This window comes from Streptomyces sp. MUSC 14 (genome assembly GCF_001866675.1).
In the GTDB taxonomy this organism is placed as follows: domain Bacteria; phylum Actinomycetota; class Actinomycetes; order Streptomycetales; family Streptomycetaceae; genus Streptomyces.
The window spans coordinates 24,405-42,632 of the sequence record NZ_MLYN01000018.1 but is presented as its reverse complement, the minus strand read 5'-3'; the positions used below and the strand labels follow the sequence as shown (position 1 = coordinate 42,632).

General features: G+C 70.1%; 15 protein-coding genes, 3 pseudogenes and 1 CRISPR repeat array. Of the genes and pseudogenes, 10 read left to right on the top strand and 8 right to left on the bottom strand.

The window, feature by feature from the left end:
* Positions 1 to 22 precede the first annotated feature (22 nt).
* The 4 genes and pseudogenes from BIV25_RS46760 to BIV25_RS46755 form a co-directional block, all read left to right on the top strand.
* Positions 23 to 112 (top strand): annotated as a pseudogene (locus BIV25_RS46760) (alpha-hydroxy-acid oxidizing protein); the annotation flags it as partial.
* Positions 113 to 221: 109 nt separating this feature from the next.
* Positions 222 to 837, top strand: a pseudogene (locus BIV25_RS49185) (glycosyltransferase family 4 protein); the annotation flags it as partial.
* 69 nt (positions 838 to 906) lie between these two features.
* Entirely contained in the window at positions 907 to 1,572 is a 666-nt protein-coding gene (locus BIV25_RS10710) for a serine hydrolase (protein ID WP_079176563.1), read from the top strand.
* Complete coding sequence (locus tag BIV25_RS46755) at positions 1,569 to 1,928, top strand: serine hydrolase (protein ID WP_079176562.1); 360 nt, start codon at positions 1,569 to 1,571, stop codon at positions 1,926 to 1,928. The genes BIV25_RS10710 and BIV25_RS46755 overlap by 4 nt, the downstream gene beginning before the upstream one ends.
* Positions 1,929 to 2,535: 607 nt before the next feature.
* A CRISPR array of direct repeats spans positions 2,536 to 3,601; the repeat unit is 29 nt; unit sequence GTGGTCCCCGCGCCCGCGGGGTTGGTCCC.
* 167 nt (positions 3,602 to 3,768) lie between these two features.
* Here BIV25_RS46755 and BIV25_RS52640 read toward each other — a convergent pair.
* Positions 3,769 to 5,238: a hypothetical protein gene (locus BIV25_RS52640; protein WP_256255740.1), complete on the bottom strand. Its 1,470-nt coding sequence runs from the start codon at positions 5,236 to 5,238 to the stop codon at positions 3,769 to 3,771.
* Positions 5,235 to 6,314 (bottom strand): annotated as a pseudogene (locus BIV25_RS10700) (hypothetical protein); the annotation flags it as partial. The pseudogene BIV25_RS10700 and the gene BIV25_RS52640, both read right to left, overlap by 4 nt.
* 1,434 nt (positions 6,315 to 7,748) lie before the next feature.
* On the opposite strand from BIV25_RS10700, the gene BIV25_RS10690 reads away from it, so the two are divergent.
* Positions 7,749 to 10,409, top strand: a complete 2,661-nt coding sequence (locus tag BIV25_RS10690) for a DEAD/DEAH box helicase family protein (protein ID WP_177235229.1) — start codon at positions 7,749 to 7,751, stop codon at positions 10,407 to 10,409.
* 173 nt (positions 10,410 to 10,582) lie between these two features.
* Here BIV25_RS10690 and BIV25_RS10685 read toward each other — a convergent pair whose 3' ends face one another.
* The 3 genes from BIV25_RS10685 to BIV25_RS10675 form a co-directional block, all read right to left on the bottom strand.
* On the bottom strand, positions 10,583 to 10,891 hold the full coding sequence (locus BIV25_RS10685; RefSeq protein WP_143076610.1) for a hypothetical protein: 309 nt from the start codon (positions 10,889 to 10,891) through the stop codon (positions 10,583 to 10,585).
* 266 nt (positions 10,892 to 11,157) lie between these two features.
* Positions 11,158 to 11,922 (bottom strand): hypothetical protein, encoded by a 765-nt coding sequence (locus tag BIV25_RS10680; RefSeq protein ID WP_071371988.1) that lies wholly within the window; start codon positions 11,920 to 11,922, stop codon positions 11,158 to 11,160.
* Positions 11,919 to 12,230: a PadR family transcriptional regulator gene (locus BIV25_RS10675; RefSeq protein ID WP_071371987.1), complete on the bottom strand. Its 312-nt coding sequence runs from the start codon at positions 12,228 to 12,230 to the stop codon at positions 11,919 to 11,921. Before BIV25_RS10675 ends, BIV25_RS10680 begins: the two co-directional genes overlap by 4 nt.
* Positions 12,231 to 12,311: 81 nt before the next feature.
* Here BIV25_RS10675 and BIV25_RS50935 point away from each other — a divergent pair, with 81 nt between their 5' ends.
* From BIV25_RS50935 to BIV25_RS10660, 3 genes are read left to right on the top strand one after another with little or no spacing between them, the layout of a single operon-like run.
* Positions 12,312 to 13,337, top strand: a complete 1,026-nt coding sequence (locus BIV25_RS50935; RefSeq protein ID WP_071371986.1) for a hypothetical protein — start codon at positions 12,312 to 12,314, stop codon at positions 13,335 to 13,337.
* 11 nt (positions 13,338 to 13,348) lie between these two features.
* Positions 13,349 to 14,296 (top strand): ABC transporter ATP-binding protein, encoded by a 948-nt coding sequence (locus BIV25_RS10665; protein ID WP_071371985.1) that lies wholly within the window; start codon positions 13,349 to 13,351, stop codon positions 14,294 to 14,296.
* Positions 14,283 to 15,080: an ABC transporter permease gene (locus BIV25_RS10660; RefSeq protein ID WP_071371984.1), complete on the top strand. Its 798-nt coding sequence runs from the start codon at positions 14,283 to 14,285 to the stop codon at positions 15,078 to 15,080. Before BIV25_RS10665 ends, BIV25_RS10660 begins: the two co-directional genes overlap by 14 nt.
* A 64-nt stretch (positions 15,081 to 15,144) precedes the next feature.
* Here the strand turns inward: BIV25_RS10660 and BIV25_RS10655 are convergent, their stop codons facing one another.
* The 3 genes from BIV25_RS10655 to BIV25_RS52625 all read right to left on the bottom strand — a co-directional run bounded on the left by BIV25_RS10655 (position 15,145) and on the right by BIV25_RS52625 (position 16,447).
* Positions 15,145 to 15,921, bottom strand: a complete 777-nt coding sequence (locus BIV25_RS10655; RefSeq protein WP_071371983.1) for a methyltransferase domain-containing protein — start codon at positions 15,919 to 15,921, stop codon at positions 15,145 to 15,147.
* Positions 15,922 to 16,007: 86 nt separating this feature from the next.
* Positions 16,008 to 16,307 (bottom strand): hypothetical protein, encoded by a 300-nt coding sequence (locus BIV25_RS52630; protein ID WP_256255737.1) that lies wholly within the window; start codon positions 16,305 to 16,307, stop codon positions 16,008 to 16,010.
* Positions 16,304 to 16,447 carry an NUDIX domain-containing protein gene (locus BIV25_RS52625; RefSeq protein WP_256255746.1) on the bottom strand — a complete coding sequence of 48 codons (144 nt, stop codon included), beginning with the start codon at positions 16,445 to 16,447 and terminating at the stop codon, positions 16,304 to 16,306. The genes BIV25_RS52630 and BIV25_RS52625 overlap by 4 nt, the downstream gene beginning before the upstream one ends.
* Before the next feature lie 144 nt (positions 16,448 to 16,591).
* Here BIV25_RS52625 and BIV25_RS10645 point away from each other — a divergent pair, with 144 nt between their 5' ends.
* The gene (locus BIV25_RS10645; RefSeq protein WP_071371982.1) at positions 16,592 to 17,530 is read left to right on the top strand and encodes a MerR family transcriptional regulator; all 939 of its coding nucleotides are present in this window, start codon (positions 16,592 to 16,594) and stop codon (positions 17,528 to 17,530) included.
* A complete protein-coding gene (locus tag BIV25_RS10640) occupies positions 17,527 to 18,171 on the top strand; it encodes a GNAT family N-acetyltransferase (protein ID WP_071371981.1) in 645 nt (214 codons plus the stop codon). Before BIV25_RS10645 ends, BIV25_RS10640 begins: the two co-directional genes overlap by 4 nt.
* Positions 18,172 to 18,228: the final 57 nt, after the last annotated feature.

Genomic DNA, 18,228 nt, shown 5'->3' with positions numbered 1-18,228 from the left:
CGCGGCCACCGGCCCGCTGTGGATGCAGTTGTATTGGCTCAAGCGCCGTGACCTGATCCGCCGGGCCGAGGCCGCCGGTTTCCGCGCTCTGGTCCTCACCGTCGACGCGCCCAGGGTGGCGTTCCGTGCGGCGGGAGGCCATCAACGGGTTCGCGGTGCCCCGGGCATCCGGGCGCTCAACGTGGGCAGACGACGTGATGGCCGCCTCGCACGGCAGCCGGCAGACCGACCGCGCAAAGATCGAGCACATCCCGTGGGGCATCCCGGACCAGCTCATCACCACCCGCCCATCCCGGCCCGCCCGCACCAACGGCAGCCCCCTGAGGGTGATCTACGCAGGCCGGCTGACCCCGGAGAAAGGCGGCCACGCTCTGGTGCGGGCCCTGGCCGGCGCGGCCGGCGTCGAGCTGCGCATCGCCGCCCCCAGACCCCACTTCCACGCGCTCGCCCCGCTGCTGCGCACGGCCGGGATCCAGGCCCGCTACCTGGGCTGGCTGCGACGCCCGCGGCTGTTGGAAGGCATTCACTGAACACGACGTCCTCGTCATGCCCTCGACCACGCTGGAGGCGACGGGCCTGGTCGGCCTCGAAGCACAAGCCTGCGCCTGCCCGTCCTCTACCCAGCCCGTCCCGGGCCTGCGAGAAGGACTCGGCACCACGGCGGTGGCCACCGACTTCACCCAGCCCGCCGCGGTCGCCCGGGAACTGCACCGGCTGCGAACCGACCCCGGCCTGCTGCCCGCCGTCCGGGAAGCCGGGTATGTCAACGCCGCCCGCCACCCGCTCTCGGCCACCGCCCGACTGCTGCACCACCTCGGCCAGCGACTCACCAACTAGGCTCGCGCCGCGCCCATAACCCCACCCCCAGCATCACTACGCACCGGCGGAACAGGCCACAGCGAGACCATGATCGACCGCATCGAAGCACTGCTGGACGTAGGCGTCCGCGACAAGGTCTACCCCGGAGCCGTCTGGGCCGTCGGCGACTCCTCCGGCATCTGCGCCTCCGGCACCACCGGGGTCCTGGACCCCGACGAACCAGAGGCGCGGATGCGGCCCGACACCGTCTTCGACGCCGCCAGCCTCACCAAAATCCTCACCGTCTGGTCCTCCATCGGCACCTTCTGGGGAGACAGCGTTCTCGACCTCGACCAGCCGCTGGGCGGCTTCTGGCCCGAAGTCGAAGGCCGTCCGCTCGGCGCTGTCACCGCCCGCCATCTGCTGACCCACACCGCGGGCCTCCCACTGCGGGCCCAGCTGAAGAACCTCTACGGCACAGACCCACAGGCCATCCGGGCCGGCGTGCTGCACGAAGCCCTCCACCGGCCACCCGGCGAAACCGTCGAGTACACCGACCGGGCCGCCCTCATCCTCGGCTACCTCTCCGGACAGCGCCTGGACCAGCTCGCCGACGCCCGCACCTGGCTGCCCCTCGGCATGACCTCCACCTGCTTCGGCCCGCTGCCCCCGAGACCACCGCCCGCCGCGCCCCGACCGAACTGGACCAGGACACCGACACCCACCTCAAGGGCACAGCTCACGACTTCTCCGCCCGCCTGCTGGGCGGGGTGAGCGGCATCGCCGGCGTCTTCACCATCCTCGACGACCTCACCGTCTTCCTGCGCTACATGCTGGACGCCCCCACGGCACCCAATCAGGCCGGTTTCGGAGCCGAGTGGACCTCGTACTCCCTGACCGTGCACACCGGCGGCCTTCAGCCCGCCCGGGGCCTGTTCTGGCACCCGGCCCCCGGCACCACCGACGAACAGGACGTCTGGGTCCACTACGGATTCACCGGCACCGGCATGTGGGGCTCCCCGGAACAGGTCCGGTGGGCGGTCCTGCTGACCAACAAGCTGCACCACACCCGCGACCGCCAGCCCCTAACCGACGTACGCAACACCTTCCGCCAACTGGCTCTCTCCTGAATACCTGTGGGACCCGACAAAGCCGGGCCCACACACAGTTGGCCGGTACAGCGGCCCAGAACACTCGCCCTCGTCCTCACCATCTCCCCGGACACCGTGCTACGCCATGCCGTGCCCCCGCCCGCCATCCGCCTGGACGGACACCTCACCCGTCCCGAGCCAGCCGCGGCCGACAGAGAGGCAGGCAACCCGGACGGGGACGGCGCGCCGCTGCAGACAGCGTTAGATGTACCGGACGTGCCGGTGGAAGGTGCGGCCGTTATACAGGCGACGATCGACCGGACGGCACAGTGCAGGCCGACGAACCGTGGCGGGCGCTGGAGGTCCTGGCCAGAGCAACGATGTAGAACGCTCGCGGCCGAGAGCCCGGCTTCCAGGCGGCCGGGTGCTTGCTTCATCGACTCCGCCGAGGTGGCGGGGTGACCGAAGCAAGTAGCTTCGCGGGTCGCAGTATTAGCGTGGTGCGTGGAGGAGGCTCGGCGAAGTAGGGAACACGGCACGCGTTCTTCCTGCCAACAGACCGAATAACCGAGAGGGTGAATTGTCCGTTTCCTTGGAAGAGGTAACTATCCACCCATGCACCGCGTAAATGCCCAGCTCACGGCCTGTGGTCCCCGCGCACGCGGGGTTGGTCCCGGCCTGAACACCACCCCTTCCACCTTGGAGCCGTGGTCCCCGCGCACGCGGGGTTGGTCCCGGCTCCGTGTCCTGCGTGTACCCGGACGAACTGTGGTCCCCGCGCACGCGGGGTTGGGCCCCTCTCGGCCATACGCCCGCCTCCACGCAGATCGTGGTCCCCGCGCACGCGGGGTTGGTCCCATCGACACCCTCGACGGGATCGGCTCGGTGGCGTAATCCCCGCGCACGCGGGGTTGGTCCCGGCGCGTCCGCCTGGGCCGTACCGGTCGCGCCGTGGTCCCCGCGCCCGCGGGGTTGGTCCCTTCACGCCCTGGTCGTCCACTCATCCCCTCCTGTGGTCCCCGCGCCCGCGGGGTTGGTCCCGAGGAGATGTCCGAGCTGGACGACCCGGACATGTGGTCCCCGCGCCCGCGGGGTTGGTCCCGCCGGCGCCTTCCGGGCCGCCGTCAGGAACAAGTGGTCCCCGCGCCCGCGGGGTTGGTCCCCTCCCTGTCCGGGATGGCAGTTGCTGTCCGTCGTGGTCCTCGCGCCCGCGGGGTTGGTCCCGAAGTCGTCGTCCTGGGCAAGGGCGAGGGCCGGTGGTCCCCGCGCCCGCGGGGTTGGTCCCACGACCGGGGCCAAGATCCCGTCCCGAGCGACGTGGTCCCCGCGCCCGCGGGGTTGGTCCCTCGAACTCCCACCACAGGTCGAGAGCCTGCTCGTGGTCCCCGCGCCTGCGGGGGTGGTCCCTCCAGCAGCTCCTCTGGCCGGGTGATGGACTCGTGGTCCCCGCGCCTGCGAGGGGGTCCCCTCCGGCCGACCCGGACGAGAAGGACACGAAGTGGTCCCCGCGCCTGCGGGCGTGGTCCCCTGCTCGCCCAGTTCGCCGCCCTCGACGACGAGTGGTCCCCACGCCTGCGGAGGTGGTCCCACCAGCGACGCCATGGGCAACACCGGATTCGGGTGGTCCCCGCGCATGCGGGGCTCTGGCCCCGACGTCCGCTCCTGATCGACGAGATCTTCTCCGTGGTGCCTGCGCTTGCGGGGGTGGTCCCGTCCGCCGGCAATCCCCCGCCGTACGAGGGGGTGGTCCCAACGTCGTGATCCTCTGCGCGAGCCAGTGAAGCAGGCGCCGGAGACCGACCCGCAACGCCCGCCCTTCGAGTCCGACGACCATGTGGACTCCCCTTTCAAGCAAGGCCGGTTGTTCGGATGCCTGAAATCACCTGGCTTCCTGACCCGTCCGGGAGGGTCGGGCGAGTGGGGCCAGCAGGCCGTCGCCGGGCCAAAGATCCTGTTCGGTCACGAGGCTGGCGAGGAAGGCTCCGACCTCGGCCAGCACGGCGGCCCGCTCGGCGGACCCGTAGACGATGAAGTCATCGGCTGCGGCATCGTAGGCGCGTACGTGGCTGTGCGGGCCGTTGCAGACGAGGGCGCGTGCGATTTCAGGCAGGCCGAGGCTGAGGGCGTCGCATCGGCCTGCACGGACGAGTTGGACCAGGTCGGTGGTGACGTACTCCCAGTCGCCGACTTCCGGCCAGTCGGCGCCTCCGCCCAGTTCGTGGGTGAGGGTGGCCAGCGGGATGATCTCGCCCGGCCTGCGGCCACGGGTGAGGAGGTCGTGGATACGGACGCCGTCGGGCTGGCGCACCTGCGGGTGCAGCAGGGAGGCGGCGGCCACGACGGTGGTGTTGATCTCCTGGGCGCCACCCGGGAAGTACGCCTCGTGTGCGAGCAGGAGGTAGACGTCCGGGGTGCGGTTGGCCTCGCTGGACTTGGGCTTAGTCATGGACACGGTTCCCTTCGCTAGTGAGGTGGCGGGCGTGGGGCGCGGCGTGGTCGGCTGGCAGGCCGGCGGGTACGGGCCCAGCGGGTCCTCGTGCCGGCTGGGCTGGTTCGTTTCGCTGGAGCGGGCCTCGGTGCGGATGTGCTTGAGGGTCTGGGTGACTTGGTCGGCGAGCTGGACCATCAGCCGTTCGCGGTGGATGAGTTGGGCCGAGATCGCGCGGGTGTCCTGGTCCTGGAGCAGGCCGGCGGCGTCCCACAGCAGATTGTGGCCGATCTCGGCCGAGCGGCGCAGCTCGTAGCGGTCGTTGTCGGCGTAGGCCTGGGCGAGCGAGGTCTGCAGGGCGGCGAGGCGCTGCAGGTAGCGGCAGGCAGTGGCATCTTTGACCATGCGGACGTGTTCGCTGGCCCGTTCGTCGATCCGGTCAGGGAGGTGCTCGGTGAGCAGCGGTGCGAGCAGCATCGCCGGCACCACGACGTCGGCGGGGACGCCGCGGCTCAGGGTGCACAGGGCTGCGATGAGGCTGACGGCCCCCACGGCGGCGGCGGACAGCCGCAGGGACACGGAGCTCGTGCGGTCCCAGACGATGCGGGTGGCGGGGTGCCTGGTCAGCCAGCGCACGGCCAGCCGCTGTGTCCTGGTCGCGCCCGGGGTGAGCACCCCGATTTGCTTCGGGTGTTGGGGCGGCGTGCCGTCCTCGGGCACGGTCCAGGCCAGCCACCCCCATCCGGTGCGCTCGTAGACGAGGGCGGGCTCGCAAGTGCTGGTGCATGCGGTGTCGCGGCAGACGTGGCCGGCCTGGAGCACCCTCGCCTGCTCCGCCTCCCACCGGCGGGGATCGCGGACGAAGGGACGCAGAGGCGGCTGGGGTGTCATCCGGGGCGGTGTGGGGGTCGTGTCCGTCATTCGGTGCTCGCTTCCAGAGGATCGGTCAGGGCGGAGGTGCAGGTGGTGCAGCGGCCGTCGCCGTCGGGGTGAGCGCGGCGAGGGGTTGGTCCTGGGCAGGTGCGGCACGGCGGCCAGTCGAGGCAAGCCGGGCAGAGGTCTTCGCCGGGGGCGGTCCCGGGGCGGCCGCAGCCCGCGCACTCGACGAGGACCCGGTGAGTGAGGGCTTCGCTCACGGTGCGTGCGGTCGGCGCCGACGACGACCACCGGGTTGGGGCCGCGAACGGCTCCCGTGGCGAGTACTCGTCATGGCTGCGGGCGGTGGTGGCGGGTGGCGGGTAGGCCTGGGCGGCGCGGAGCCGGGCGGCGATGATCGCGCCGACGGTGGTGCGTACCGGGGTCGGCAGCGGCCGGCCGGCGATGACGTGCCGCAGCTGCTCGCTGCTCCAGCCGGCTTCCAGCATCACGGTCACGACGCGGCCCTGGTCGGTCAGCGCCTGTCCGGTCAGGAGGAGTTCGGGGCGAGCTGCTCCGAGTCCGAGCAGGAGTCGGATCCCCGGGTGCATCTCATCTGCCGTCGGCACGGCCGGCACGGCCGGTTGGGGCTTCGGGGTATCCGGCCCGTCCGTCCGCCCGGATGCCCGCATCGCGTCGATCGGGCACGGACGGAGGGGACTGGTGTTCTGCTTGCTGGTCTTCTTTCTCTTGGTGTTCTTAGTAGGGCGATTAACCGACGTCGGGTTATCCACCGGTGGAAAACCCGACATCGGTTGCGACCTGCTGTTTTGCAGGCTCGGCAGGTCGGTGATGAAGTACGCGGCCGCGCCGAGGGTGCCGTCCGGGTTGCGCTCGCGTTCCCTCAGTAGGAAGCCGTGCTTCTGAAGCTCCTTGAGCCCGCTCTTCACGGCCGCCTCGCCGTCGCGGCCGCGGCGCGCCAGTTCGGTGACGGTCATCCGCCAGCCGTCCCGGTGCGTGCTGATGAGTCCGAACAAGCCCTTCGCCTTGAAGGACAACCGGGGATCGCGGAACAGGCCGTTGGCGATCTGGGTGAACTGATCGGCCGCCATCACCCCGCGCCTGATCCCCGCCACGAAGCCGCTCATCGCCGCGCCCCCGATGCGGAGCGCGCATGGCAGCCGAGGCCCCGCATCCGAGCCGCCGTGGTGAGGCGGCCGACGGTCTCGGGTGCGCGGGAGGGCGTGTGTTCCATGCCTTCAGGTCACCCGTCGACCCCGACCACGCCGGCGGCCACGAGCCCCGACCATCGGTCACGATCCGGCAACTGCAGCCGCCGAGCTGCCATGGTCGGGCCCGTGGTCGGGCCGACCACGCGCCCTCGGCCGGGTGCGCAGCCGTTGTGCAGCCCGATTGCGGAGCCGCCAACGGTCCGTGCGCAATCGGGCTGCGCAACGAGTCGAGGATCGTGCGCATCGGATTGCGGGGGCTGCGCAGTCCCCTTAGGAGTGCCCCGGTCTTCTCGTCCCCCCGTCCTGCTCCACCGCACGTACCCGTTGCGGGTGCGGGCGGCGCGCATCGGCTCCCCGGTGCGCGAGGTGCGGCCCGGCGTGTGGTCACGCGGCGGTCCTCAGCCGTACCGCGAGCACCGCTCAGTCCCAGTCCGTGGTCTGGCCTGTGGTCGGGCCGACCATGAGCCAGACCACGGACTTCGTAGCCGCATCGTGACCGTGGTCGGGGTCCCGTGGTCGGTGGTCGGGTCGGGGCCGGCCGGTTTTCTCAAGGTCAGCAAGATTCGTTCTGACCTGGGAGTTTGACCATGTCCCCTGGCATGCAGACCTCGGAGAGCCAGGCTGGTGCTCCGATGGCGGCCGGCGTGGCTCTGGAGGCGATGCGGCGCCGCGTACGCCTCTCACGCCTAGCGGTCTGGACCGTGATCGCGGCCGGCCCCATCGCCCTGTGCATCGCCATCGCCTCCACCCCGACCACGGTCCGGGCGGCCACCGAGGCCAAGCCGACCATCGTGCGCACCGCCGCGGCGGCCGACCCGGGCGGCTATGCGCAGCTGTTCGTCAGCGCATGGCTACGCAGCAGCGCCGATAACGCGACCACTGCGCAGGCGCGGCTTGCGCAGTCACTCACGCCGGACGTCGACCTTCCCACCCCGGCCGCCGACGCGCACTCCGGGCCGCAGTCCGTCACAGCGGTGCGCAGTGCGCAGAGCGGGAGTGGCGACTGGTTGGTGACGGTGGCTGCGCAGTACGCCGACGGCTCCGTGCGCTACTACACGGTGCCAGTGGCCGCCAGCCGCGACGGCGCCTCGTTCACCGTGACCGGCGCGCCTCACTCGAGGCAGGCGGCCAGGCCTTCCACGCCTTCAGTGTCTCCCGCACGGTCTACGCAACCGTGCGGGCATGCCCGGCAAGCGCGGCCAAGACCCGCCGTGTACGCGAGGTGTCCACGGTGCCGACAAGAACCGTCCGAAATCCTCGTGAGCCCCTGGAACAGGGGCGCCGGAAGAGGGAAACCTGTCTGCTTTCGCTGCGTGACGCACGCGCAGTCTGGATCATGGGAGCGTGGAGGATTGGTCCGACTGCTTCGATCCCGACGAGTTGCGCATCCGTCTCGACGTGGCGCTGGAGGAGAACGCAGAGCTACACGAGGAGATCGCCCGGCTCAGAGCTGACAATGCCCGGCGGTGCAGCCTCCTCGGCCGAGACGTCAAGACCGTAGCTGCCGACATGCCGTCTGTTTCCAAGCCCGTCCCGGCACCGCCACCAACCGGGGCCGGTGGGCTGCCGTATGCGGATGCCTCCTCCAGCGCCGAAGTGAAGATCGTCCTGTTCAGGGCCCTGTTCGCAGGCCGCGAGGACGTTTATGCCAAGCGGTGGGTCAGCGCCAAGTCCGGCCGGACCGGCTGGAGCCCGGCCGAGGACAACCCGTTCGACAAGAGCAAGGCCGACGAGGACCGTGTGTTCTGGCCGCTGACCGACGAGACCATCTTCCGTCACCTCGACCCGACCCAGCAGGGGCGCAACGAGCTGCACGTCGGCCTGTATCCGCTGCTGGCCGACGACACCTGCCGCCTGTTGGCGTGCGACTTCGACGGCAAGAACGGCAGCGACTGGCGCGCCGATGCGAGCGCGTACGTCACGGCCTGCCACGAGACGGGCATCCCCACCGTCCTCGAGATCTCCCGGTCCGGGAAGGGGGCGCATGTATGGACATTCTTCACCGCCGCAGTCGCGGCGGCCACCGCCCGCGCCCTGGGGATGGCACTGCTGCGCCAGGCGATCGACGCCCGCGGGCAGATGGCGCTGTCCAGCTACGACCGGCTCTTTCCCGCTCAGGACTTCCTGCCGAACAAGGCGAAGGGCAGCGTCCGGTTCGGCAACCTGATCGCGCTACCGCTCCACGGAGTCTCCCGCGCCAAGGGCACCACCGTCTTCGTGGACCCCGACACCTGGGAGCCATACCCAGACCAGTTCGCCCACCTGTCGCTAACCGCCCGGCTGACCCCGGCCGATGTGGAGGCGCTCGCAGGCGAGCTGGGCCCAGTCAAGGCAGGTCCGTCCCCGACCACCCCTCAGTTGGGTGCCCGGCCTCGCCGCAAGGCCCTCGGCAAGGCGCCCGCGTGCGTTGAGGCCCGGCTCTCGGCGATGCTGGCGATCTCCACGACCGGGCTGCCGCCGCAGCTGCTGGCCGCGCTCAAGCACGCCGCGTCGTTCCACAACCCGGAGTTCTACCGCAAACAGAACCAGCGCTTCTCCACCTTCAACACCCCGCGTCTCGTCTGCTGCTTCGACGCCTCCGATCCCGACTGGCTCAAGCTGCCCCGGGGCCTGGCAGACGAGGCCGCCCAGCTCATCACCGCCGCCCGGGGCGCCCTCACCATCACCAGCGACCTGCCCGAACCCGCCCCGATCACCGCCCGGTTCATCGGCGTGCTCACCCCCACCCAGCAGCAGGCCGTGGATGCGATGGCCAAGCACCCGGCGGGCACCCTGGTCGCGCCGCCCGGCTCCGGCAAGACCGTCATGGCCTGCGCCCTGATCGCCCGCCACCGCACCCCGACCGCGGTGATTGTGAACCGGGCGGAGCTGCTGACCCAGTGGCAGGAACGGCTGGCCGGCTTCCTGGACTTGGGCGACGGGCACGTCGGCTCGCTCGGCGGGGGCAAGGACCGCCGCGGCCACATCGTCGACCTGGTCATGCTGCAGACGCTGTCTCACCGCGACGCGCCCGACGGCCTGCTCGACGGGTACGGACTGGTCATCGTGGACGAGTGTCACGCCGTGGGGGCGCCCGGCGCCGAAGCCGCGATCCGCAGAGCAAAGGCGCCGCGATGGGTCGGCCTGTCGGCGACCCCTTACCGGGCGGACCAGATGGACCCGGTGATCACGATGCAGTGCGGCCCGATCCGCCACGAGATCGACGACGCCAGCGCCTTCGCCAAACACCTCATCGTGCACCCCACCACCTTCATCACCGACGAACCGGGCACCGACGGCGCCTCGATCCAGGCCATCTACAACGAACTCGCCCACCACGACGCCCGCAACCAGCTCATCGCAGCGGACATCGCCGACGCCACCCGGCGCGGCCGGTGCAGCCTGGCCCTGACCAACCGCGTCGAACACCTCCACCAACTCGCCAAAGCCCTCCAACCACACGGCATCACCCCGCTCGTCCTGCATGGCGGCATGCCGCCGACCGAGCGCACCCGAGTACGTGCCGCCCTGGCAGAGGAACACCAAGAACCCCTGGCGCTGCTGGCGATCGACAAACTCGCCGGCGAAGGCTTCGACGCACCGCGCCTCGACACCCTCTTTCTCACCAGCCCCATCTCGTTCAAGGGACGCGTCATCCAGCAGGTCGGCCGGATCATGCGCAACACCGAAGAACGCAAGTCCCACGTCGAGGCCCACGACTACCTCGACGCCGACGTCCCCCTGCTGGAACGCATGCACCACAAACGCCGCCGCATCCTCGAACGGCGCGGATTTACAACGACCGCCCCCGACAATCTCCCGACCAGACCCACCCGCGCTCCCGTCCCCGCCGCCCGTCAACCACGCCCTTCGGCCGTGGCCCCGAGCGTGGCGGAGGTACGGGCCTGGGCCCGCGAACAAGGCATGGACGTACCACCGCGCGGAAGACTCCGCGCAGAAATCTGGGACGCCTGGCACACCTCCCACCCCACCACGAACGGGCAGGACACCCACCTCACTGCATAGCCGGTGAACCCCAGCCGGCGAGATCGGCGATCATCAAAACGATGGATACCTCACTCGCTGTCACCGACTCGACCGAGGAGGAGCCACCGAGTGCTGACCAGCCACCAACACTGTCGCCGCTCACCACGCCCGGATTCCCGCGCTTCCGCAGGACCCAGTGCCAACAAAGTCAGTCACGTCGGCTGCCCCCTTCCTCCTGCGGTCGACGGCTTGGTCCGGGCGCTCACCGCGCCGCAGAGCGCCGAGGTCAGGAAGTCGATGTCTTCGGCCGTCGAGGTCAGCGCAGGGGCGACGACGGCGCCTTCGCTTCTGGGGTGGCCACCGGCGCCGGTGAACGGGTAGAAGAACACGTCGCGCTTCTCGGCCTCCTGCATCAGGGGCCAGAGCAGACCGGGCGCGAGTTCCACTGCATACAGGTGGCCCTGGCCCCGGACGTCGCGCACCGGCCGCAGGTCGGCAAGGCTCGCAGGGACGCGCCGCACGCGGCTCGGGCCCCAGCCGGAATCGGCCAGGGCCCGAGCGGTTATGGCTGGTTAACGGTCAGACCTTCACGAGGTCGTAGGTGCCGGTGCCGTCCGGCCTTCCGCTGCTGTACTGGCGCAAGAACTCGTTGTAGGTCGGCACGACGACAACGACCTTCGGGAACACGGCGGTCATCGGCAACTCCTGGGTCAGGGGTCGGGAACGGTTCAGCGGTTACCGGCGCTCGGCGGTCGCGGAGCGCTGATCGCACTCCAATGGCTGGGGCCTACGCCCTCTTCTGCCGTAGGTCGTGGCCGGTGCTGATGGCCGTGGCGGCCAGGAGGCCCAGTGCCGTGCTCTCGGCCAGGGACCCTGGATGAGGAGCGGTCCGGGCCATGGCGAGGAGGTTCTGGCTCGCGGCGAGGGTCAGTCCGGTCCCGATGTGCAGCAGGGCCGTGGACAGCCGGCGTGTGGTCGGCAGGGCGGCGGTTCGAGCGATGCGGGCGACGAGGACGCACAGGCGGAGTGCGACGAATCCGAGCGTGAGCCAGTAGGAGGTGACCGCGGCTGTGTCGGCGAAGCCGGTGAGGTGTTCGGCCGTGCCGCTCCATGCCGTCAGGCACAGGGCGACGACCGCGGCGGTCGGAGCGGCCAGGGTGCGGACCGCCGCGGCGGTCATGCTGCGGAGCGCTGCGCCGCTCAGCGGGGGAAGTGGTGCGGCGAGACCGATGCCGAGCAGGAGCGGGGCGAGCCAGAGGCTGGTGGCGGGGTGGTGGATGTCGGCCGTGAGGGTGGTGGAGGGTTCGGCCGAGCGCAGCAGCAGTCCGGTGGCCGCGGTGAGCGCGAAGAGGGCGACGGTCACCACACGGCGGGTCTGCCCGGTGCACGTCTCGGGCCAGTCGCCGGGGTGCAGCCAGAGGCGCGCGGCCCCCGCGAGGGTGTCGGGCCAGGACCGGATTCCGGAGGCGGACACCTCGTGACGGATGTCCTCGCCCCATCGCTCGCGCACGGCCGGTGGGTAGAGCCGGGTCAGGAGCGTGGCCGCGTTCATGCCGGGTTGACCCCGAGCGCGCGCAGGCCGGCGGCGGAGATCCGGGCCATCTGCTGGAGTTCGGCGCGCAGTTGGTCGCGGCCGGCGTCGGTGATCTGCATGGTGCGGTGGCGTTCCTGGGGGTCGGCCGCTTCGTCCGCAGGCTGGATCAGCCCGCGCCCCTCCAGTCGGGACAGCGCGCCGTAGAGACTGCCGGGGCCGAGTCTGCGGCCGGTGAGCTCTTCGATCGCGGTGTTGATGGCGTATCCGTGCAGCGGCCTGTCCGCGAGGACGGTGAGCGCGAGCATCTGGGCGTCGTTGCTGTGCATGAGCCTCCTTCCCTCCGATCCACATACTACGAGCCGCGATACTACTTGTCACGTAGTACGAGGTGCGTACTATGGTGGGTCATGGAACACGTGATGGAGAACGGCAGGGCTTCCTCGGCCGTGGTGTGGGCGAGCCTCGGCGCGGCCGGTGTGTTCGAGGCGTTGACGGTGCTGGAGACCCAGGACAAGACGGTCAGGGCTGCCAGCCCGTGGCAGGACGACCCGTACGACGTGGTGGTGTCCCTGGCTCAGTTTGCGGTGCCGATGCTCGCGCTGGTGATCGCGTTACGGCTGCTCGTGTGGCGGGCGCCGGGCGGCGCGGACCGGGCGCGGCAGACGGTGCGTGCGGCGGGGGCGATGGTCACGCTGGTCGGGCTCACGGTGGTGTCCGAGTGGGCCGCGGTCATCGCCAGGACGCCTGCCTCATCGTCGGGGACATGGTCATCGGTGCTGATCGGCGGGCTGGTCGTCAATTCCGTACTCACCGTGGCGGTCGCGGTGTTGCTCGTGAGAGGCCGCCGAGGGCACAGTCCGGCCGACCCATGGCGGCATGACTGGCTCGGCGACGCCGTCTTCCTCTGCCGACGGATTCCCGTACTGCGGCGCTGGGTCGGTCCAGACGCAGCGGTCTGGGTGCGCCGTCGCGCGATGACGGTGTTCGTCGCGCTGAGCACGCTGGCCGGGGCGGCCCTCACCAGTGCGCAGGCCACCGGCGAACGCTGGACGGATCCGCTGCTCATCGCCTGGTTTCTGGTCGACGCAGCGACCTCCAACCTCGCGTTCTGCGTGATCAGCAACGCGGTCGCGGGATTCATCGCCCGGCCGGCGCGTACCCGGCCCCGCCGTATCGCCGAGGTATCGGTGGTCGCCGGATGCGTCGCGATCAGTGTGGCGACGGCGTTCCGCGACGCACTGTGGCCGATGTTCGGGACGGGATCGCTGACGTCCGTGCCGTCCTTGGTCGCCCTCACACTCGGCGCGGGTCTGGCCACCTCTCTCGTCACAGCCGCGCTCCTGCTCGCCTGCTTCCCGTACGGCTCCTTTGGCTTGCGCCGCCGCTTCGGCGCGGCCGCCACTCACCTTCGACGACCGGACAAGCACCGGTGAAAGGCGTGACAATGCACCTGTTCACACCGCAGGAACAGGCAACACCTGCGATCTGCGCCCGCGAGCTGTCCAAACGGTACGGACGCAAGCAGGCCGTCAGCGGGCTCAGCTTCGCCGTGGAAGCCGGCCAGATTTGCGCGTTGCTCGGCCCGAACGGGGTGGGCAAGACCTCCACGATGCGAATGCTGGTCGGCCTGTCGTCCCCGGACACCGGCAGCGCGAGCATCCTGGGCGAGCCGGTCGGCCTGGGCGCGGACGTACTGCGCAGAGTCGGCGTGCTCATCGACGGCCCGGCGTTCGTGCCGCACCTCACCGGCCGGGCCAACCTGCGGCTCCTGTGGTCGGCGACACGACAGGCATGGCCGCCCCCCGCTCTGGACGACGCCCTGGACCTCGCCGGGCTCGGCGAGGCGCTCGACCGCAAGGTCAAGGGCTATTCGATGGGGATGAAGCAGCGGCTGATGCTGGCCCAGGCCCTGATGCGCGAGCCGGACGTGCTGATCCTGGACGAGCCGGCCAACGGACTGGACCCCGGCGAGGTCCGGGCCCTGCGCGAGTACCTGGGGGAGCTGGCCCGACGAGGGGCCGCTGTGCTCGTCTCCAGCCATCAGCTCGCCGAGGTGCAGCAGCTGGCGACCCACGTCGTCGTGATGAACCACGGCCGGCTGATCGCCGCGGGTCCGATGGACGAACTGCTCGGCGCCGCCGGCACCTACCGCCTCCGGGTGGACGACACCGAGAAGGGGGCCGCCGTGCTGCGCGCACTGCCCGGCGTCGCGTCGGCCACGACGCAGCGGGACGAGGTCGTCGTCACGGCCCCCGGTGTGTCCTCCCGCGACCTGGTACGCGCGCTGGTCACGGAGGGCATCGGCGTCACCTCCGTGCAGCAGGAGAGCAAGTCCCTGGAGGAAGCGTTCCTGACCATGACCGAAGGAGCCGGCGAGCATGCTGCGCGTTGAACTGATCACCCAACTACTGCGGATCCGCAGCCTCGTCGTACTCGCCTGTCTGGCCGCCGTCCCCGTACTGTCCGGCTTTTCGTACGCATCCCAGGCGGGGCATCGCAACGGCCATCAGACCGGCCTGTTCGGCGCCTCCCCCTACTCTGCGCTCAACCACGCCATGGCGAGCATGGCGTTCATCGAACCGCTGCTCCTGCCGATCATGGTGGCTCTGCCGGCTGCCGCGATCGCCTCGTCCGACCGGGAGTGGGGAACCCTGCGCTACCTGTACGTCGCGCCCGTAAGCCGAGCACGCCTGCTGGCGGCCAAGCTCGGAGCTCTGGCCGTTGTGACCGCGATCGCCACCATGTGTGTGCTGACGGCCGGCCTGCTCGCCGGCGTTGCCATCTACGGCTGGCACCCGTTCCACATCATCGGCGCTGCGAATCTCACCGGCGGCGAGACGGCCACCCGGGTCCTGTCGGCGACCGGCTACTGCCTGCTGTGCATGCTGAGTATCGCAACGATCGCGTTCGCCATGGGACTTCTCCTGCCCCGCGGCATCGAAGCCCTCGGCGCCGTCGTCGTCTTCGTGATCGCTGCCGGCATCCTCAACCGCGCGCATGCACTGCACGCCGTGCAGGTCGTCCTGCCCGTGCACTACTGGCAGGACTGGACCCACCTCTTCGACCCCTCCGGGACCGCCCACCTCGGCACCGGCATCGTGGCGCAGGTGGCCACGATCACCCTGGCCACCTGCGCCGCCGTTCTCGTGCTCGTCCGCCGGGACCCCGCGGCATGACAACCGGTTCGCTCCTGATGCCCGAGTTCCGCGACGAGCCCGACCACGGCCATGCGACGAGCGACTATGCCTCGGCCACGACGATGAAGAACGTCACCGCCGCGAGAAAAGGGCCCCGAGTGAGATGGCTCAGCCAGGCTTTCGCCGCCTGGTCGCTGAAGTAGCCGGCCTCGACGGCGCGCAGGGTGGTGCGTTCCAGGCCGAGGATCTTGTCCGCGACCTGGACGTCCCGGAAGACCGGTGTGACAGGGATGACCGTGGGCACGGTGAAGCCGCTCTCGGTCGCCAGGCGCGCCAGTTGCCTGCCGATCCCCGCGTTGCGGACCACCCGTTCGGCCACATGGCGGGTGTAAGCGCGCGTCAGGTCGCTGTCCGGGTGGTCGACGGCCAGGGTTTCCCAGTCGGGCTCGCCCATGACCAGCCGCCCGCCCGGCCGCAGGACCCGGCGGATCTCACCGAGCGCGGTCAGGGGATCGGTGACGTGCTGCAGGACCCGGTCCGTGCGGGCGCGGTCGACGGTGTGGTCGGGCACCGGCAGGTCGTGGATGTCCGCGTGCCGGACGTCCACCATGGCCTGACCGGCAGCGCGTGCCCTGGCAGCATCCACCATGTTCTGGTCATGGTCGATGCCGATGACCGCGCCGGTCGAGGTGACTACTTGGGCGAGCTGCTCGAGGTCGGCGCCGGGACCGCAGCCGAGGTCGAGCACCCGGTGTCCGGCACGCAGGTCGAGTGCGTCGAGCATCCGCCGCTTGTAGGAGCGGCCGAGATCGCTCATGGCGAGCCGGTCGAGATAGCTGACGGGATCGGGCCTGTCCGTCTCGAACGCAGATGATGTCATGCGTCCCAGTCAACCAACTGCCCGGTCGACTATAGGGGTTGTATCGCGACAGAATATGGCTCGGCCGCTCAAACCATAGCGACGTGCTACTCAGGATCAGTGTCTTCGTTGAAATTGCCCAGATGCACAGGCCGCCGGTCAAGATCATCGGTCGCCAGCACATCCGCCAGCAGAGAGGCCATCTTCTTCGGCCGAACGGTCTCCGCGGTGCTGGCCAGTTCCGATATCGACCACCAGCGATGCCCATAAAGGGCCTCTTCCGTCCGGATATTCATCCCGCGCGCCTCTCCGGGAGTGACCCGGGCAAGACGGTATTCCTCATACTGGTCAAAGCCCCGGCCATCGACGCTGAAGATCGCCTGCCGGGTCCAGACGACGGGGCTCAAACGCCCGACAGGAAGAGACAGCGCCGTCTCTTCCCAGCCTCACGCGCAGCGGCCTGAAGGTAATCCTCGCCGTCCTCGACGCCACCACCAACGGTGAACCACCATCTCGCTCCCGGACTGCGCGGATCACGACCGCACAGCAGCAGCAGACGATCATCGTCGTACCAAGAGAACCCGGGAAGTCCACCGCTCCGTCAGCGTCATCAACCCCGATGCTATCCACGGATCACATGATGAGAAGAACGACTTGACTCTCCCGCGGAGGGAGACATGAAGGTGGGGTCATGGACGGCGGCACCCTTTACTCGATCGGTGAACTGGCTCGGCGCACCGGGCTGACGGTCAAGACGATCCGGTTCTATTCCGACCGCGGCATCGTGACGCCGGCCGATCGCACCCCTGCCGGATACCGCCGCTACGGCCCGGACGCCGTCGCTCGCCTGGCCCTGGTCCGGACACTGCGCGAACTCGGCCTCGGCCTCGACGTGATCCGGCGTGTCACGAACCAGGAACTTACGCTCGCCCAAGTCGCCGCCGAGCATGCCGCCGCCCTGAACGTGCAGATCAGCATCCTGCGTCTGCGACAAGCGGTGCTGACCGCCGCGGCCGGACGCGAGCCCACCTTCGAGGAGATGGAGCGCATGCAGCAGCTCGCCACGCTGTCCGAAGCCGAGAGACACCGCTTGACCGGCGAATTCCTCGACGTCGTCTCCGACGGCCGGCATGCCGTGTCCGGCCGAGCGGCCGTACTGCGTTCCATGACCCCCGAGCTGCCCGACAGCCCCACACAGGAACAGGTCGAGGCATGGGTGGAGCTGGCGGAGCTGTCCCTGGACCCCGGGTTCCGTGACGCCATGCGAAACCTGGTCGACGACCACCTGGCCGATCTGCCTGACGGCGACGGCACGCCACCTCGTCCGGACGTCGTCGCCGTCGCCCGCGAACATGTGGAAGCGGCCGTGAGATCCGGAGTCAACCCCGACTCACCGCAGGCCGGTCCCGTGATCGCGACGCTCACCGCGGAGTGCGCGCTCGCGGTCGGCCGCCCCGACGACGCCCAGCTGCACGGCTGGCTGTTGCACCGGCTGGAAGCCGCGAACAGTCCACGCAAGGACCGGTACTTCGAACTGCTCGCCGTGATCAACGGCTGGCCTGCCCCGGAACCGCTGGCGCCACTGATCGACTGGTCCGTCCAGGCCCTGAGCGCGCGAGCGGCCCGATGACGCAGCCGACGAACAGGATCGTCGTCCGGCTGGAGACGGACGCCGCACAGTCGTCGACCGCTCTCCTGCTGCGTCCCTGGCGGGCGGCGGACACGGCCGGCCTGGGCGAGCTGCACCGGGATGACTCCCTGCGCCGCTATACGAGTTCCGGCATCGACGACGAGGCCGGCGCGGCACGGTGGGTGCGCGAGCAACAACGGGGGTGGGAGACCGGTGACCGCTTCGCGTTCGCCGTCGTAGAGCCCGAAGCCGCCGGTGGCGAGGGGCAATTGACGGGCCACATCGTCCTCAAGGGCCTTGCCCCAGGCACCCCGACCGCCCAGGTCGGCTACTGGACCGCGGCGTACGCGCGCGGCCGAGGAGTCGCCTCCCGCGCGCTGCGGACGCTCACCGACTGGGCCCTCACCACCTTCGCCGGTGACGGACTGACACACCTGGAACTCCTGCACCAAGTGGACAACCCCGCGTCATGCCGTGTCGCGCAGAAGTGCCGGTACGAACTGACCGAGCTCCTGCCCGCGGCACCGCCCGCATATCCCCTCAACGGTCACCTTCATGTGCGCGCAACCTTTGAGCAGCGGGCAGGCCGGCAGGGCCAGGCTCAAGCCGACGGGCGAGCGATCTTCGCGAACAGACAGTGACCAGCGCGGCGCTGCCGTGGCCACTGAGAATCACATACCGAGGGATTAGGGTGCCTT

What these genes read in the sequence shown, in the direction of transcription:
- BIV25_RS10710 (WP_079176563.1), top strand. Translation starts at nt 907, where the DNA reads ATGATCGACCGCATCGAAGCACTGCTGGACGTAGGCGTCCGCGACAAG.
- BIV25_RS52640 (WP_256255740.1), bottom strand. Translation starts at nt 5,238, where the DNA reads ATGACGGACACGACCCCCACACCGCCCCGGATGACACCCCAGCCGCCT.
- BIV25_RS10680 (WP_071371988.1), bottom strand. Translation starts at nt 11,922, where the DNA reads ATGAACGCGGCCACGCTCCTGACCCGGCTCTACCCACCGGCCGTGCGC.
- BIV25_RS10675 (WP_071371987.1), bottom strand. Translation starts at nt 12,230, where the DNA reads ATGCACAGCAACGACGCCCAGATGCTCGCGCTCACCGTCCTCGCGGAC.
- BIV25_RS50935 (WP_071371986.1), top strand. Translation starts at nt 12,312, where the DNA reads ATGGAACACGTGATGGAGAACGGCAGGGCTTCCTCGGCCGTGGTGTGG.
- BIV25_RS10665 (WP_071371985.1), top strand. Translation starts at nt 13,349, where the DNA reads ATGCACCTGTTCACACCGCAGGAACAGGCAACACCTGCGATCTGCGCC.
- BIV25_RS10660 (WP_071371984.1), top strand. Translation starts at nt 14,283, where the DNA reads ATGCTGCGCGTTGAACTGATCACCCAACTACTGCGGATCCGCAGCCTC.
- BIV25_RS10655 (WP_071371983.1), bottom strand. Translation starts at nt 15,921, where the DNA reads ATGACATCATCTGCGTTCGAGACGGACAGGCCCGATCCCGTCAGCTAT.
- BIV25_RS10645 (WP_071371982.1), top strand. Translation starts at nt 16,592, where the DNA reads ATGGACGGCGGCACCCTTTACTCGATCGGTGAACTGGCTCGGCGCACC.
- BIV25_RS10640 (WP_071371981.1), top strand. Translation starts at nt 17,527, where the DNA reads ATGACGCAGCCGACGAACAGGATCGTCGTCCGGCTGGAGACGGACGCC.